Origin of the sequence: Sulfitobacter sabulilitoris (assembly GCF_005887615.1) — a bacterium.
GTDB classification, from domain to species: domain Bacteria; phylum Pseudomonadota; class Alphaproteobacteria; order Rhodobacterales; family Rhodobacteraceae; genus Sulfitobacter_E; species Sulfitobacter_E sabulilitoris.
On the sequence record NZ_VANS01000001.1, the window covers coordinates 1,574,626 to 1,587,977 of the forward strand.

A 13,352-nucleotide genomic window follows, 5' to 3' on the forward strand; every position below is an offset into this window, starting at 1 on the left:
GGCCGGGGGCAGCGCCCCCTCTTTGCGCGCCGCAGGCGTCAGTCCTCCGCCGCGGCGCCCGGCACCGCAACCCCCAGATGCGCGGCCACGATCCGCGCCACATCGACGAACCCGATCAGCCCAAGCGCCTCCTCGCCCCGCCCCGCGATCAGCACCGGCACCCGTTCGCGGGTATGATCCGTGCCGCGCCAGGTGGGGTCGTTGCCATGATCGGCCGTCAATACCAGCATGTCGTCCGGGCGCAGTCGGGCGATGATCCCGCCGATCCGGGCATCGAACCACTCAAGCTGCCGGGCATAACCCGACACGTCACGGCGGTGACCATAGAGGCTGTCGAACTCCACGAAATTGGCAAAGGTCAGACTGCCGTCCCCGGCACTGTCCACCAGGTCGTCCAGATGCTCCATCAACTGCGCGTCCGGCCCCTTGCGCAGATCGTCGATGCCCTGCATCGAAAAGATGTCGCCGATCTTGCCCACCGCATGGACATGGCCCCCGCTGTCGTGAACCCAGTTGGTCAGTACCGGCGCGGGCGGCACAATAGCATAGTCGCGGCGGTTGGCGGTGCGGGTGAACCCGGTCGCGGCCTCGCCGACGAAGGGGCGCGCGATCACCCGGCCCACCTTCATCGCGTGCAGATAGGGCGCGATGGCCTCGCACAGGGCCAGCAACCGGTCGAGGCCAAAGCTGTCTTCATGCGCCGCGATCTGGAACACGCTGTCGGCGGAAGTGTAGCAAATCGGCCAGCCGGTGCGCTGATGCTCCGCCCCCAGACGGTCGATGATCGCCGTGCCGGGCGCATGGCAATTGCCCAGAATACCCTCGGTTCCGGCCGCGGCGCAGACATGCGCCACCAGGTCGTCGGGAAAGGCCGGCGTCTCGTCGGGGAAATAATGCCACTCCCACGGCACCGGCAGCCCGGCCAGTTCCCAATGCCCGGACGGGGTGTCCTTGCCCTGCGACACTTCGGTGGCGGCCCCCCATGTGCCCCGCGGCGTGGCCCCGAGGCCCGGCGCCTGCGATCCGCTGGCCAGCGCGATCGCCGCTCCCAGGCCCAGCGCATCCAGATGCGGCAAATGCAGCGGGCCCTTGCGCCCCTCGTCCGCAGCGCCGCGCGCGCAGACCTGCGCGATATGCGCCACCGTATTGGCGCCGCTGTCGGGCAGGTCGCCGTTGAAATACCTGTCCGCGTCGGGCGCACCGCCGATGCCCACACTGTCCATCACCACCAGAAACGCACGCGCCATCAGCCCATCCTCTCGTGCACCAGAGCGGGCACCTGCACCGCTTCCGCGCCCTGGGTCATCGCGGCGCGCACTGCCGCCACGGCATGGTCCGCCGCATCGGGACGGCTGGCATGGACCACTGCCAGCGGCTGCCCCTTGTCCACCCAGGCGCCCAACCGGGCCACCTGCGCCAGCCCCACGGCGGGGTCGATCTCGGCCCCCTCGACCTCGCGTCCGCCGCCCAGCGACACGACCCCAAGGCCCAGCGCCTCGCCGTCGATGGCGTTGACATATCCCGCCCGTGGCGCGGCCACTTCGCGGATCACCGTCGCTTCGGGCAGAAAACGCGACCAGTCGTCCACGAATTTCACCGGCCCGCCCATCGCGGCCACCATGCGGCCGAACCGCTCCGCGGCGCCCCCCCCGGCCACGGCCGCCCGGATCGCGGCCTCTCCGGCGGTCGCGTCCTGCGCCAGTCCCGCGTCGGCCAGCAACACGCCGCCCAAGACCGCCGACATCTCCAACAGCGGGCCGTCAGCGGCACCGGTCAGCACGCGCATCGCCTCCGCCACCTCCAGCGCATTGCCAAGGCTCGGGGCCAGCGGCTGGTTCATGTCGCTGATCACCGCACGGGTCCGGCAGCCCGCGGCATTGGCCGTCTGCACCAGCGCTTGCGCCAGATCGCGCGCCGCCGCCATGTCCTTCATGAACGCGCCCGAGCCGACCTTGACGTCCAGCACCAGCCCGTCCAACCCGGCGGCCAGCTTCTTCGACAGGATCGACGCCGTGATCAGATCGAGGCTTTCGACCGTCGCCGTCACGTCGCGCACCGCGTACAGACGGCGATCGGCGGGGGCGATATCGCCCGTGGCACTCACGATGGCGCACCCGACGCGCCCGACCACATCGCGAAACCGCGCCTCGTCCAATTGCGTGGCCAGCCCCGGAATCGCCTCCAGCTTGTCGAGCGTCCCGCCGGTATGGCCCAACCCCCGGCCCGAGATCATCGGCACATACGCGCCACAGGCCGCAAGCGCCGGCGCCAGCACGAGGCTCACGCAATCGCCCACGCCCCCGGTCGAATGCTTGTCGAGCACCGGACCATCCAGATCCCAATGCAGGACATCGCCGCTGTCGCGCATCGCCAGCGTCAGCGCCACGCGACCCGCATCGCCCAGGCCCCCCATGCAGACAGCCATCGCAAAGGCCCCGGCCTGGGCGTCGCTGACGCTCAGATCGGCAAGCCCCCGCGCCATCCAAGCAAGGTCTTCTTCGCGCAGGGGCTGGTGCCGGCGCAGCCGGGCCAGAATGGATCGGGCGGTCATCTCGCTCATTTGGCCATGTGGTCCGTGCCGAACGCGCCGGGCAGCAATTCGTCCAGCGTCGCGCGCTCCTCGACGCCGCCGGTGGTGGCCATCGTCACGACCACGTCGCCCGCGCCGAATTCGGCCAGTTTCTGGCGGCAGCCGCCGCAGGGCGACACCGGCATCGGGCTGCCCGCGATCACATAGACTTCGGTCAGCGCCGTCTCGCCGGCCGCGACCATCGCGGCAATCGCGCCCGCCTCGGCGCAGGTGCCTTCGGGATAGGCCACGTTTTCGACGTTGCACCCGGCATAGACCGCCCCCGACGCCCCGCGCAACGCGGCCCCCACCTTGAACCCCGAATACCGGGCATAAGCATTTTCGCGCACGGCAGTGGCCGCTTCCTTCAGTGACATGTGATCCGCCCTTTCGTTTCCATGAGGCCGTCAGTTTTGGCGACCCGGCACACCCATTGCAAGCCATTGGCCTGCCTGCCGCACCGTCAGCCGCATCGCGCGGGGCCTAGCCGACGCGCGTCTCGAAAACCCCCGGCAGCGACACTTCCAGCAGTTCCAGATCGTCGCTGGCCTGCGCATAGCGGGTGCGCATACCCGGCGGAATGACAAAGGCATCGCCCGGCGCCAGCGCATGCGGATCGCGGCCCTCGCCCTCCAGCACGAGGGTGCCGTCCATCACGAAGGTGAACAGGATGTCGCCGTCATGCGCGGTCCAATCGGTCGGGGCATCGGCGCGGCGCACCACATGCACACCCGCGACATTCCGCGTATGCTCCGCGATGGTGGTGTCGCGGCTTTGAAACCCCGGCACCCGGAACGGCGCCCATGTGGCGGTGTCGGCCTTGTGATGCACGAACCGCTGACCCTGGAACACGCGGTCGGGATTGGCCGGGCCGTTGGGCAGCGCCATCTCGTGGTCGATCGTGGTCACATGCTCGGCCGGAACGCCGATCTCGATCACCTCGATATTGTCTGAGGCATAAAGCACCCTGTGCCGGATCTCGGGCGGCTGGATCACGCAGTTGCCCGCGTGCAGGCGGAACGGCTCGCCCTGGTCCTCGTAGACCAGATCGACCCAGCCCCGATAGCAAAAGATCAACTGAAACCCGACGGTGTGATAATGCACCATGTCGGGCACCGGTCCGCCGTCGGGGATGCGGATATGGCTGGCGATGATCGACCCGCCCAGCCGGTCGGGGATCAGGTCGCGGTAATGCATCCCCGCGCGCCCGATGATCCAGGGCGCCTGGTCGGCGAGCCGCCGCACGACGAAACTGTGCACCGTCCGGGGCATGACGACGGGCGCGTGCAGGGGCTCGATTTCGATGCGGGTGCCGTTGGGCGCGGTCAAGGCGCGCCGCCCTTCGGCAAAGCTGTCGGGGTCCTCCACGAGAACGCGCAGCGTACCCGGTGCCTCGGTCGCGCCCTTTTCGATCCGAAGACGCAGCCCGTGACCGGAAAACACCGCGACCGTGGGGTCGTCGGCCGGATAGATGCTGTCCATCCGCATCCCCAACACCTTGGTGTAGAACGGAATATCGTCGCGCAGCTCTTGCGTCGGCAGGCGCATTTCCATCTGTGTCTCGGCCAAACTCGGGCCCTCCCCCCGTCATTGCACCGCATAGTGTTCTGTTGCGCGCCCCGGCGCAAGACGCGCCTGGCAAAGTCGCGGACCGCGCCGGAATGGCATTTGACGCCGCGTCCGATCCTCGGGATAGTGACCGACAGACCGGGGAACAAAAGACACGCCGCATGAAACTTCTATCGCGCCTCCAGGCCAGGATCGGGCGATCCTGGCGCCACGCCCGCGCCCGTGCCAGTTTCCGGCATATCGCAGGGCCGCGCCGCTTCGATCTGGCGGATGATGACGCGGTGGTGGTGGTGGTCGTCAAGGACGGTGCGTATCACCTGCCCTATTTCCTCGACTGGCACCGCGGCCTGGGGTTCAATAAGTTCGTGATCGTCGACAACCTGTCGCGCGACACCACGCTCGACATCGCCAAGGCGTCGCCCGACACAATCGTGGCGTCCTGCTCGGCCGATTTTTCCAGGCTGGAGCCCTGCATCCGCTACTACGCCAACACGCTTTATACGCGCGGTGGCTGGAACCTGATGGTGGATGTGGACGAATTGTTCGAATACCCCCGCGCCGCCACCGTCCCGCTGCGCATGTTCCTGCGCAACCTGAATGCGCAGGGCGCCACCGGCGTGATCGCGCAGATGCTCGATTTCTTTCCCCGCCGTTTCGCCGATCTGCCGCCCGGGATCGATTTCAAGGCGGCGGTCGACCGGATGGACCGGTTCGATCTGGCGTCCATCGTCCACAAGGAATACGACGATCCCGACATCGGCTTCAGCTATTTCATGGCGCAAAACACACGCGCCAGCCGCCGGACCAATTTCATGTTCGGCGGCATCCGCGCGGCCGTGTTCGGCGAAACCTGCTGCCTGACAAAGCACCCGCTGTTTCGCCACACCGCCGATGTCATCCCCGGCGAGCATCCCCACGTCAGCCGCCCCCTGCATTGCGCCGATTTCACCTGCCTGCTGCGGCACTATAAATTCACCGGAGATTACGTGGCCCGCGATCTGCACCGGGCGGATCACGACAGGTTCGACACCGACGAATATGCCCTGCGCGCCGCGCGGTTCCGCGATCGGGGGGTGATCGAATTTCACCGTGAAACCAGTGTCCGCTACCAGGGCTTCGACGATCTGATCGCGCGCGGCTTCCTCGTCGCGCCCCCGCCCGACAGCGCGCCGGCGCCATCGTCCGACACACCCTATTCCACGGACTGAAAAAATAGTTTAGCACTAAACTACCTTCGGGAGGAGAACCACATGACCGACCAACCCACCCAGCGTCAGGCGGCGCTAGACTATCACGAGTTCCCCAAGCCCGGAAAACTGGAAATCCGCGCGACCAAGCCGCTGGCCAATGGCCGCGATCTGGCGCGCGCGTATTCGCCGGGCGTGGCCGAGGCCTGCCTCGAGATCAAGCAAGACCCCGCCACCGCCTCGCGCTATACCAGCCGCGGCAACCTGGTGGGCGTCGTGACCAATGGCAGCGCGGTGCTGGGCCTCGGCAATATCGGGGCGCTTGCATCCAAACCGGTGATGGAAGGCAAGGCCGTCCTGTTCAAGAAATTCGCCGGCATCGACTGCTTCGACATCGAGCTGGACCAATCCGACCCCGAAAAGCTGGCCGAGCTTGTCTGCGCGCTTGAACCGACCTTCGGTGCGATCAACCTCGAGGACATCAAGGCGCCCGACTGTTTTACCGTGGAACGTATCTGCCGCGAGCGCATGAACATTCCCGTGTTCCACGACGATCAGCACGGCACCGCCATCGTGGTGGGCGCGGCGGTCAAGAACGCGCTCTTCGTGGCGAACAAATCCTTCGAGGACATCAAGATCGTCTCGACCGGGGGCGGCGCCGCAGGCATCGCCTGTCTCAACATGCTGCTCAAGATGGGCGTGCGGCGCGAAAACGTCTGGCTGTGCGACATCAACGGGCTGGTCCACGAGGGCCGCGAAATCGACATGAACCCGATCAAATCGGAGTTCGCGCAAAAGACGGATCTGCGCACGCTGGACGACGTGATCGACGACGCGGATCTGTTTCTGGGCCTGTCGGGCCCCGGCGTGCTCAAGCCCGAGATGGTCAAGCGGATGGCCAAGCGCCCGATCATCTTTGCGCTGGCGAACCCGACGCCCGAGATCCTGCCCGATCTCGCGCGCGAGGTGGCCCCCGACGCGATCATCGCCACCGGGCGCAGCGATTTTCCCAATCAGGTCAACAATGTCCTGTGCTTTCCCTTCATCTTTCGCGGCGCGCTCGACGTCGGGGCCACCACCATCAACGACGAGATGGAGCTGGCCTGCATCGACGGTATCGCGGCGCTGGCGCGCGCCACCACCAGCGCCGAGGCGGCAGCCGCCTACCAGGGCGAACAGTTGACCTTCGGCGCCGACTACCTGATCCCCAAGCCCTTCGATCCCCGGCTGGTGGGCGTCGTCAGCTCCGCCGTGGCGAAGGCGGCGATGGAGACCGGCGTGGCGACACGGCCCATCGACGATCTCGATGCCTACCGCCACAAGCTTGACGGTTCGGTGTTCAAATCGGCCTTGCTGATGCGCCCGGTGTTCCAGGCCGCGCGCACCGCGCCGCGCCGCCTTGTCTTTGCCGAGGGCGAGGACGAGCGCGTGCTGCGCGCGGCGCAGGCGGTCCTCGAGGAGACCACCGAACGGCCCATCCTGATCGGTCGCCCCGACGTGATCGAACGGCGGATCGAGCGGGCGGGCCTGACCATCCGCCTGGGCCGCGACGTCGATCTGGTGAACCCCGAAAACGACCCACGTTACCGCGACTACTGGGAAACCTATCACGAACTGATGGCCCGGCGCGGCGTGTCGCCCGACATCGCCCGCGCGATCATGCGGACCAACACAACCGCCATCGGCGCGGTCATGGTCCACCGCGAGGAAGCCGACAGCCTGATTTGCGGCACCTTCGGCGAATACCGCTGGCACCTGAACTATATCCAGCAGGTGCTGGGCACCAAGGCGCTGCATCCGGTCGGATCGATGTCACTGATGATCCTCGAAGACGGGCCGCTGTTCATTGCCGACACGCATGTCCATTCACGCCCGTCGCCCGCGCAACTGGCCGAAATCGCGGTGGGCGCCGCACGCCATGTGCGCCGGTTCGGGATCGAGCCCAAGATCGCGCTGTGCAGCCAAAGCCAGTTCGGCAACCAGTCCGGCGGATCGGGCGAACGCCTGCGCGAGGCACTGGCGATTCTGGACGAGCAGGGCCACGGTTTCTGCTACGAGGGCGAGATGAACATCGACGCGGCCCTCGACCCGGAACTGCGCGGCCGTCTTCTGCCCGGCAACCGGATGGAGGGGGCCGCGAACGTTCTGGTCTTTGCCCATGCGGATGCCGCAAGCGGCGTGCGCAATATCCTGAAGATGAAGGGCGGCGGGCTCGAGGTCGGGCCGATCCTGATGGGCATGGGCAACCGCGCGCATATCGTCACCCCGTCGATTACCGCGCGCGGATTGCTGAACATGAGCGCCATCGCCGGCACCCCCGTCGCCGATTACGGCTAGGGCGCGGAGACGGGGTCCGGGGGCTGACGCCAAGCGCGCGCGCACACTTGCCCAACAGGGCGGCTTGGGCGTATCAAAACGACATCACGAGGGAGGAGCGCCGCCATGGGGTATTCGGAAATTTACAAGGCCAGCCTGTCGGATCCCGAAGGGTTCTGGCGTGAGGCCGCGCAGGCAATCGACTGGGACCGCGCACCGACCCGCGCGCTCAGCCACGATGGCGCGGGGCATTACGAGTGGTACGCCGATGCGATGGTCAACGGCTGCTACAATGCCGTGGACCGGCATGTGGCGGCAGGCCACGGCGACCGCACCGCCATCATCCATGACAGCCCGATCACCGGAACCCAGTCCAAGCTGAGCTATGCCGAGCTGCAAACCCGCGTCGCGTCGCTTGCCGGGGCACTGGTCGCGCAGGGCATCACCAAGGGCGATCGCGTGATCATCTACATGCCGATGGTGCCCGAGGCGCTGGAAGCGATGCTGGCCTGCGCGCGGATCGGCGCGGTGCATTCGGTCGTCTTCGGCGGTTTTGCCGCCAACGAGCTTGCCGTGCGGATCAACGACTGCACGCCCAAGGCGATCCTCGCCGCGTCATGCGGGCTGGAGCCGGGGCGCGTCGTCGCCTACAAGCCGCTTCTGGATGCCGCCATCGAGATGGCCGCGCACAAACCCGATGTCTGCCTGATCCTGCAACGCGCGCAGCTCGAGGCCGACCTTATCCCCGGTCGCGATCACGACTGGCACGCCGCGCAGGACGGCGTCGCCCCGGCGGAATGCGTACCCGTCGAAGGGATGCACCCGGCCTATATCCTTTACACCTCCGGCACCACGGGCGCGCCCAAGGGCGTCGTGCGCGCCACCGCCGGACACCTTGTCGCGCTGAACTGGACGATGAAGAACATCTACGACGTCGATCCCGGCGATGTGTTCTGGGCCGCGTCCGACGTCGGCTGGGTCGTGGGGCACAGCTATATCTGCTATGGCCCGCTGGTGCACGGCAACACCACCATCGTATTCGAGGGCAAGCCCGTCGGCACACCCGATGCGGGCACGTTCTGGCGGGTGATCGCCGAGCATAACGTGCGCAGCTTCTTCACCGCGCCGACCGCCATCCGCGCGGTCAAGCGCGAGGACCCCAAGGGCGAGGAGATCGCCAAATACGACTTATCGTGCCTGCGCGCGCTGTATCTTGCCGGTGAACGCGCCGATCCCGACACGATCGAATGGGCGCAAAAGGTGCTGGGCGTGCCAGTCTACGATCACTGGTGGCAGACCGAAACCGGCTGGACCATCGCGGGCAATCCCGCCGGCCTCGAGGCGCTGCCGGTCAAGATCGGGTCGCCCACGGTCGCGATGCCCGGCTACGACGTGCAGATCCTCGACGAGGCGGGCCATCCGCAAAAGCCGGGCGAACTGGGCGCGATCGCGATCAAGCTTCCCCTGCCGCCGGGCACCCTGCCGACGCTGTGGAACGCCGACGACCGGTTCCGCAAAAGCTATCTCACGACCTTTCCGGGCTATTACGAAACCGGCGATGCGGGCATGATCGACGCCGACGGCTACCTTTATATCATGGCGCGCACCGATGACGTGATCAACGTAGCGGGCCACCGCCTGTCCACCGGCGCCATGGAAGAAGTGCTGGCCGGCCATCCGGACGTGGCCGAATGCGCGGTGGTCGGCGTATCGGATGCGCTCAAGGGGCAGGCTCCGGTCGGTTTTGTCTGCCTGACCAAGGGCGTGAACCGCCCGCATGACGACATCACCGCGGAATGCGTCAAGCTGGTGCGCGACAAGATCGGGCCCGTCGCCGCCTTCAAGCTGGCGCTGGTCGTGGACCGGTTGCCGAAAACCCGGTCGGGAAAGATCCTGCGCGCGACGATGGTCAAGATCGCCGACGGCGAGGATTTCAAACTGCCCGCCACGATCGACGACCCCGCCATTCTGGATGAAATCCGCGACGCGCTGCAAGCAATCGGATACGCCAGGGCCTGACCTCGAACACGCACCGCCGCACGCAAGGGAATCACAGTGACACATCCCCCGACGCAGGCTCCACCCGACACCCAAGGCGGCCTGGCCGATTGGGTGATCCAGCAGGGTCTGGATGGCACCGAGGTGGCCGATCTGCTGGAGGGGTATTGCGAACGGCTGATCGGGCTCGGCGTGCCGCTCTTTCGGCTGCATATTGCCTTGCGGGCCTATCATCCGGAAATCGGCGGCCTCGGGTTCAACTGGGTACGGGACGCCAGCGTCGGGCGCGATCAATTCGCCCATACCGCGACACCGGTCGCCCAATGGGTGCAAAGCCCGCTCTATCACCTGCTAGAAAGCGACTGCGCCGAACTGCGCGAACGCCTGTGCGATCACCCCGCACCCAGCCGCTTTCCCTTTCTCGAAGACCTGCGCGCGCGCGGCGCGACCGATTACCTCGCCGCCAAGATCACCTTCACCAAGCGCACCGGTTCGCTGGCCGTGGATCCCAACGATCCGCCCGAAGGGTTCTTGATTTCATGGGCCACCGATGCGCCGGCCGGCTTCAGCGACGCGGATCTCGCCGTGCTGCGCGATGCGACGCCGCCCCTGGCGCTGGCGCTCAAGACCTCTTCGTCGCGGCAAATGGCGCACGACCTTCTGGCGACCTATCTTGGGCAGGACGTCGGCAACAGGGTGCTGTCGGGCGACATCCGGCGCGGCTCCTGCGAGGTCATCAACGCCGTCATCTGCTGCTTTGACCTGCAGGGCTTTACCAAGCTGGCAGAGCGGTTGCCGGGGCCACAGATCATCGACCTTCTGAACGATTATTTCGACGTCGCCGTGTCGGTGATCGAAGCGCACGGCGGACAGGTCCTCAAGTTCATGGGGGACGGGCTTCTCGCGATTTTCAATCTGGATGCGGACAAGGACGCCGCGGCCAAGGCCGTGGCTGCCGCCGCTCGGCTGCGCGACGACATCAGCGCACTTAGCGCCGCGCGCACCGCCAGGGGGGCGGCGACAACCGGGTTTCACCTCGGGCTGCACGCGGGCGATGTGCTGTATGGCAACGTCGGCGGGCCGAACCGGCTGGACTTCACCGTCATCGGCCCCGCGGTCAACACCGCGGCGCGGATCACGGCGATGAGCAACATGGTGGACGAGCACATGGTCTTATCGGCCCCCGTGGCCGATGCCGTTCGGCCCCTGCGCGACGATATCGTGTCGCTGGGGCAGTACAAGCTGCGCGGCGTCGCGGCGCGCCAGGAACTCTTCACGCTCGTGCAGGATCGCGACACGTAGCAATATCCCCCCGACGGCGGAGCCGTTCCGGGATGCCGGACACGCGCGGTACGATTTCCCGCCGCCCGTTGCTCGTTCGGGGATACCTGCATTTCGTCTCGGTGAGCTTCGCCCTACAAGCGGACAATCAGTTTTTGGCGGTCAATCCAGCGCGTTCCAATGTCCGGTTCGAGCCCGGAGTGACGGATGCTGCGCTTGTGCGCGAACGTCAGGTTTGGATTGCCCGCTATAATTTGCGTATGCTCACGGTTGCGTCTTCTTCAGTCTGGTGGATGAACACTTCTAGGTCAGATTTGCCATCGGTGTACGCTATGAAGCCATTGTCGAGCGCACCAACCGGAGAAAATCCGGACTCAAGTAGATTTTCTGCAATTTTTGACCGAAGATTGTCACCTTCTAGATCTCTGACGCTGATATTCAGTCCGGCGCGGCGTTCGAACAAATCGTCTTTTGGAGAAAACTCGACGACAATTTGATCGAGAAAGCTCTTTCCTCCGTATTGGCGAAGATAAAATGGTGTCCTGAAAGATGGTTTCTGCCGATGGTATTTTGCCTCAGATAGGACGTCGTCTGAAACCTCACCACCTGAGATGTACAGCAATGACTGTTTGATCAGCAGTGCAATCTCCTTTTCCCAAAGATGGGGTCTCCTCCTGCTGTTGTGCTTTGCCATGTTGGGGACCACTCTCACATTTCAATTAAAGCAGAATTTGCAAAATAGGTGGTAACGAGATCGACCGTCAAATCATAATCAAAGCAGCCATTGGCGCAAACGCGGCGAAAGCTCACTTCGTCCTGCACACAAGACTTTTGCGCTCTGCGTACCGGAGGCTCGGTTCCAGCCCCTTGCGGCGGAAACCGCTAACGGCCCAGAGCCGACCTTCAGGCAACGTGCAGCGAAGGTCGGGATCGAGCCCAAGCTACCGAATGCTGCGCCGTGCATGAATGTCCGGATCCTCGGCGACCGCGGTCTTATGTATCAAACGCACCAAGATTTACTCAACAATATCAGCTAGATTCCACGCATGGAACATACAATATTCGGACTGATCAAGAAACGCGGTGAGATAGCAGGCCAGCACAAGGTTGCGCTCAAGGCCGCTGACGCACTCAAGGCCGATCTGGAGGCCATAGACCGCGCCCTGGTGCTGTGCGGCTATGAGGACGACCCCAAGGCGATACCAGCGCGCGGCAAGTACAAGCAGCTATTCGGGCGCAATGAGTTGAAGCTGACCATCATCAATGCGCTACGGATTGCCCCGGCGGATGATGAGGCGATAGCCGCGCAGATCATGGCGGCTAAGGGCTGGGACGATGATATCCACGCCGATGTGCTAAAGCGGGTGCGTGACGCGATCCAGAGGGCGCAGAAAGATGGGCATGTAGTGCAGGACTTTGGGCCAGATGGATGTTTGTGGCAACTTGCAGCTTAAGCCTCCCGCTGCCAGTACCCCTTCCAGTCGCGCGAAACAGGCGCTTCCATCGCGTTAGACACAACGATCTGCGCCAGCGTGCCGTTGTCGGTGCGGCGGTTGTCTTCCAACCATGCGGAGTGGTTCGCATACTGGTGCAGGTACTTGGGGATACGCCGTGGTGCTGACCTTGGATCATGTTGCGCAGACGAGAGAAGAAGCTTTCCACCATGTTGGTGTGCTTGCCGTGGTCGCTGTAAATCTCTGAGTGGTTCACGCGGTCAACGTGGTAGCCCATGTGCAGCACGTCCCAATGGCTTGCTTCATCCGCTGACATGGTTGCCATGCGAGATACATTCTCGTTTGCCAGTGCTACGCCTTCGCCTTCATTCAGGGCAACGAAGGGCAGTGTGCGGCCCTTACGCTCACGCATGGCGATCACAACGCGGCGTGTGCCTGTCTGGTGCTCTTTCAGGCGGCGATCAACGCGCTTGGCCTTCTGGTTGTGCGGGCGGATGTGGCCCCCAAAATAAGCGCCGTCAATCTCAACATGGCCTTCCAGCACTTCGCCCGTCTGGACCTCACTCGCAATCGCCTCACGCAGCTTGTGGGCCAGCACGAAGGCTGTCTTGTACTGGCAGTCGATATCGCGGGAAAGCTGCACCATGCTCATGCCCTTGGATGCGTTCACAATCAGGCAGATCGCGGCCAGCAGATCAACGAAGTCCATCTTGCGTGATGCAAAGATTGTACCGGACGTGACGCTAAACTGGTGGTGGCAGTTCTTGCACTTGAACTTGCGGCGCGTGGTGATCTTGTACGTCTCATGGCTGGAGCATACGGGGCAAACCGCTTCGCCGTCTGTCTCAGGCCAGCGCATCTTGCAGAACGTCTCATGCGCCGCCGCTTCGCCTGCTTTGTAGATGCTGCGAAGGCTGAGGGTGCGTGATGCCGCTGAAAGAAGAAAGTGCTGTGCCATGTTATAATCATATCCTGTGC

The 13,352-nt window shown here is 64.9% G+C and carries 10 protein-coding genes and 1 pseudogene; 5 read left to right on the top strand and 6 right to left on the bottom strand.

The annotated features are described in order from the left end of the window. Nucleotides 1–38: 38 nt before the first annotated feature. The 4 genes from FDT80_RS07495 to FDT80_RS07510 form a co-directional block, all read right to left on the bottom strand. Nucleotides 39–1,247 (bottom strand): phosphopentomutase, encoded by a 1,209-nt coding sequence (locus FDT80_RS07495; RefSeq protein ID WP_138661556.1) that lies wholly within the window; start codon nt 1,245–1,247, stop codon nt 39–41. Next, nucleotides 1,247–2,551, bottom strand: a complete 1,305-nt coding sequence (locus FDT80_RS07500; protein ID WP_138661557.1) for a thymidine phosphorylase — start codon at nt 2,549–2,551, stop codon at nt 1,247–1,249. Before FDT80_RS07500 ends, FDT80_RS07495 begins: the two co-directional genes overlap by 1 nt. A 5-nt stretch (nt 2,552–2,556) precedes the next feature. Continuing rightward, nucleotides 2,557–2,946, bottom strand: coding sequence for a cytidine deaminase (locus FDT80_RS07505; RefSeq protein ID WP_138661558.1), 390 nt, complete (start codon nt 2,944–2,946; stop codon nt 2,557–2,559). Between the two features lie 106 nt (nt 2,947–3,052). After that, nucleotides 3,053–4,123, bottom strand: a complete 1,071-nt coding sequence (locus FDT80_RS07510) for a cupin domain-containing protein (RefSeq protein ID WP_425471976.1) — start codon at nt 4,121–4,123, stop codon at nt 3,053–3,055. Between the two features lie 176 nt (nt 4,124–4,299). Between FDT80_RS07510 and FDT80_RS07515 the strand changes: the two genes are divergently transcribed. The 4 genes from FDT80_RS07515 (at nt 4,300) to FDT80_RS07530 (ending at nt 10,941) form a co-directional block, all read left to right on the top strand. Continuing rightward, the gene (locus FDT80_RS07515) at nt 4,300–5,346 is read left to right on the top strand and encodes a glycosyltransferase family 2 protein (RefSeq protein WP_170311808.1); all 1,047 of its coding nucleotides are present in this window, start codon (nt 4,300–4,302) and stop codon (nt 5,344–5,346) included. A 42-nt stretch (nt 5,347–5,388) separates the two neighbouring features. Beyond that, nucleotides 5,389–7,662: an NADP-dependent malic enzyme gene (locus FDT80_RS07520; RefSeq protein ID WP_138661561.1), complete on the top strand. Its 2,274-nt coding sequence runs from the start codon at nt 5,389–5,391 to the stop codon at nt 7,660–7,662. A 105-nt stretch (nt 7,663–7,767) separates the two neighbouring features. Further along, nucleotides 7,768–9,660, top strand: coding sequence for a propionyl-CoA synthetase (locus tag FDT80_RS07525; protein WP_138661562.1), 1,893 nt, complete (start codon nt 7,768–7,770; stop codon nt 9,658–9,660). Between the two features lie 36 nt (nt 9,661–9,696). Further along, nucleotides 9,697–10,941: an adenylate/guanylate cyclase domain-containing protein gene (locus FDT80_RS07530; RefSeq protein WP_246039891.1), complete on the top strand. Its 1,245-nt coding sequence runs from the start codon at nt 9,697–9,699 to the stop codon at nt 10,939–10,941. Between the two features lie 226 nt (nt 10,942–11,167). Here FDT80_RS07530 and FDT80_RS07535 read toward each other — a convergent pair whose 3' ends face one another. Beyond that, nucleotides 11,168–11,614 carry a hypothetical protein gene (locus FDT80_RS07535; RefSeq protein WP_138661563.1) on the bottom strand — a complete coding sequence of 149 codons (447 nt, stop codon included), beginning with the start codon at nt 11,612–11,614 and terminating at the stop codon, nt 11,168–11,170. A 352-nt stretch (nt 11,615–11,966) separates the two neighbouring features. Here FDT80_RS07535 and FDT80_RS07540 point away from each other — a divergent pair, with 352 nt between their 5' ends. After that, complete coding sequence (locus FDT80_RS07540; protein WP_138661564.1) at nt 11,967–12,374, top strand: hypothetical protein; 408 nt, start codon at nt 11,967–11,969, stop codon at nt 12,372–12,374. On the opposite strand, the pseudogene FDT80_RS07545 reads toward FDT80_RS07540, so the two are convergent. Further along, nucleotides 12,371–13,332, bottom strand: a pseudogene (locus tag FDT80_RS07545) (IS1595 family transposase). The gene FDT80_RS07540 and the pseudogene FDT80_RS07545 overlap by 4 nt on opposite strands. Nucleotides 13,333–13,352 lie beyond the last annotated feature (20 nt).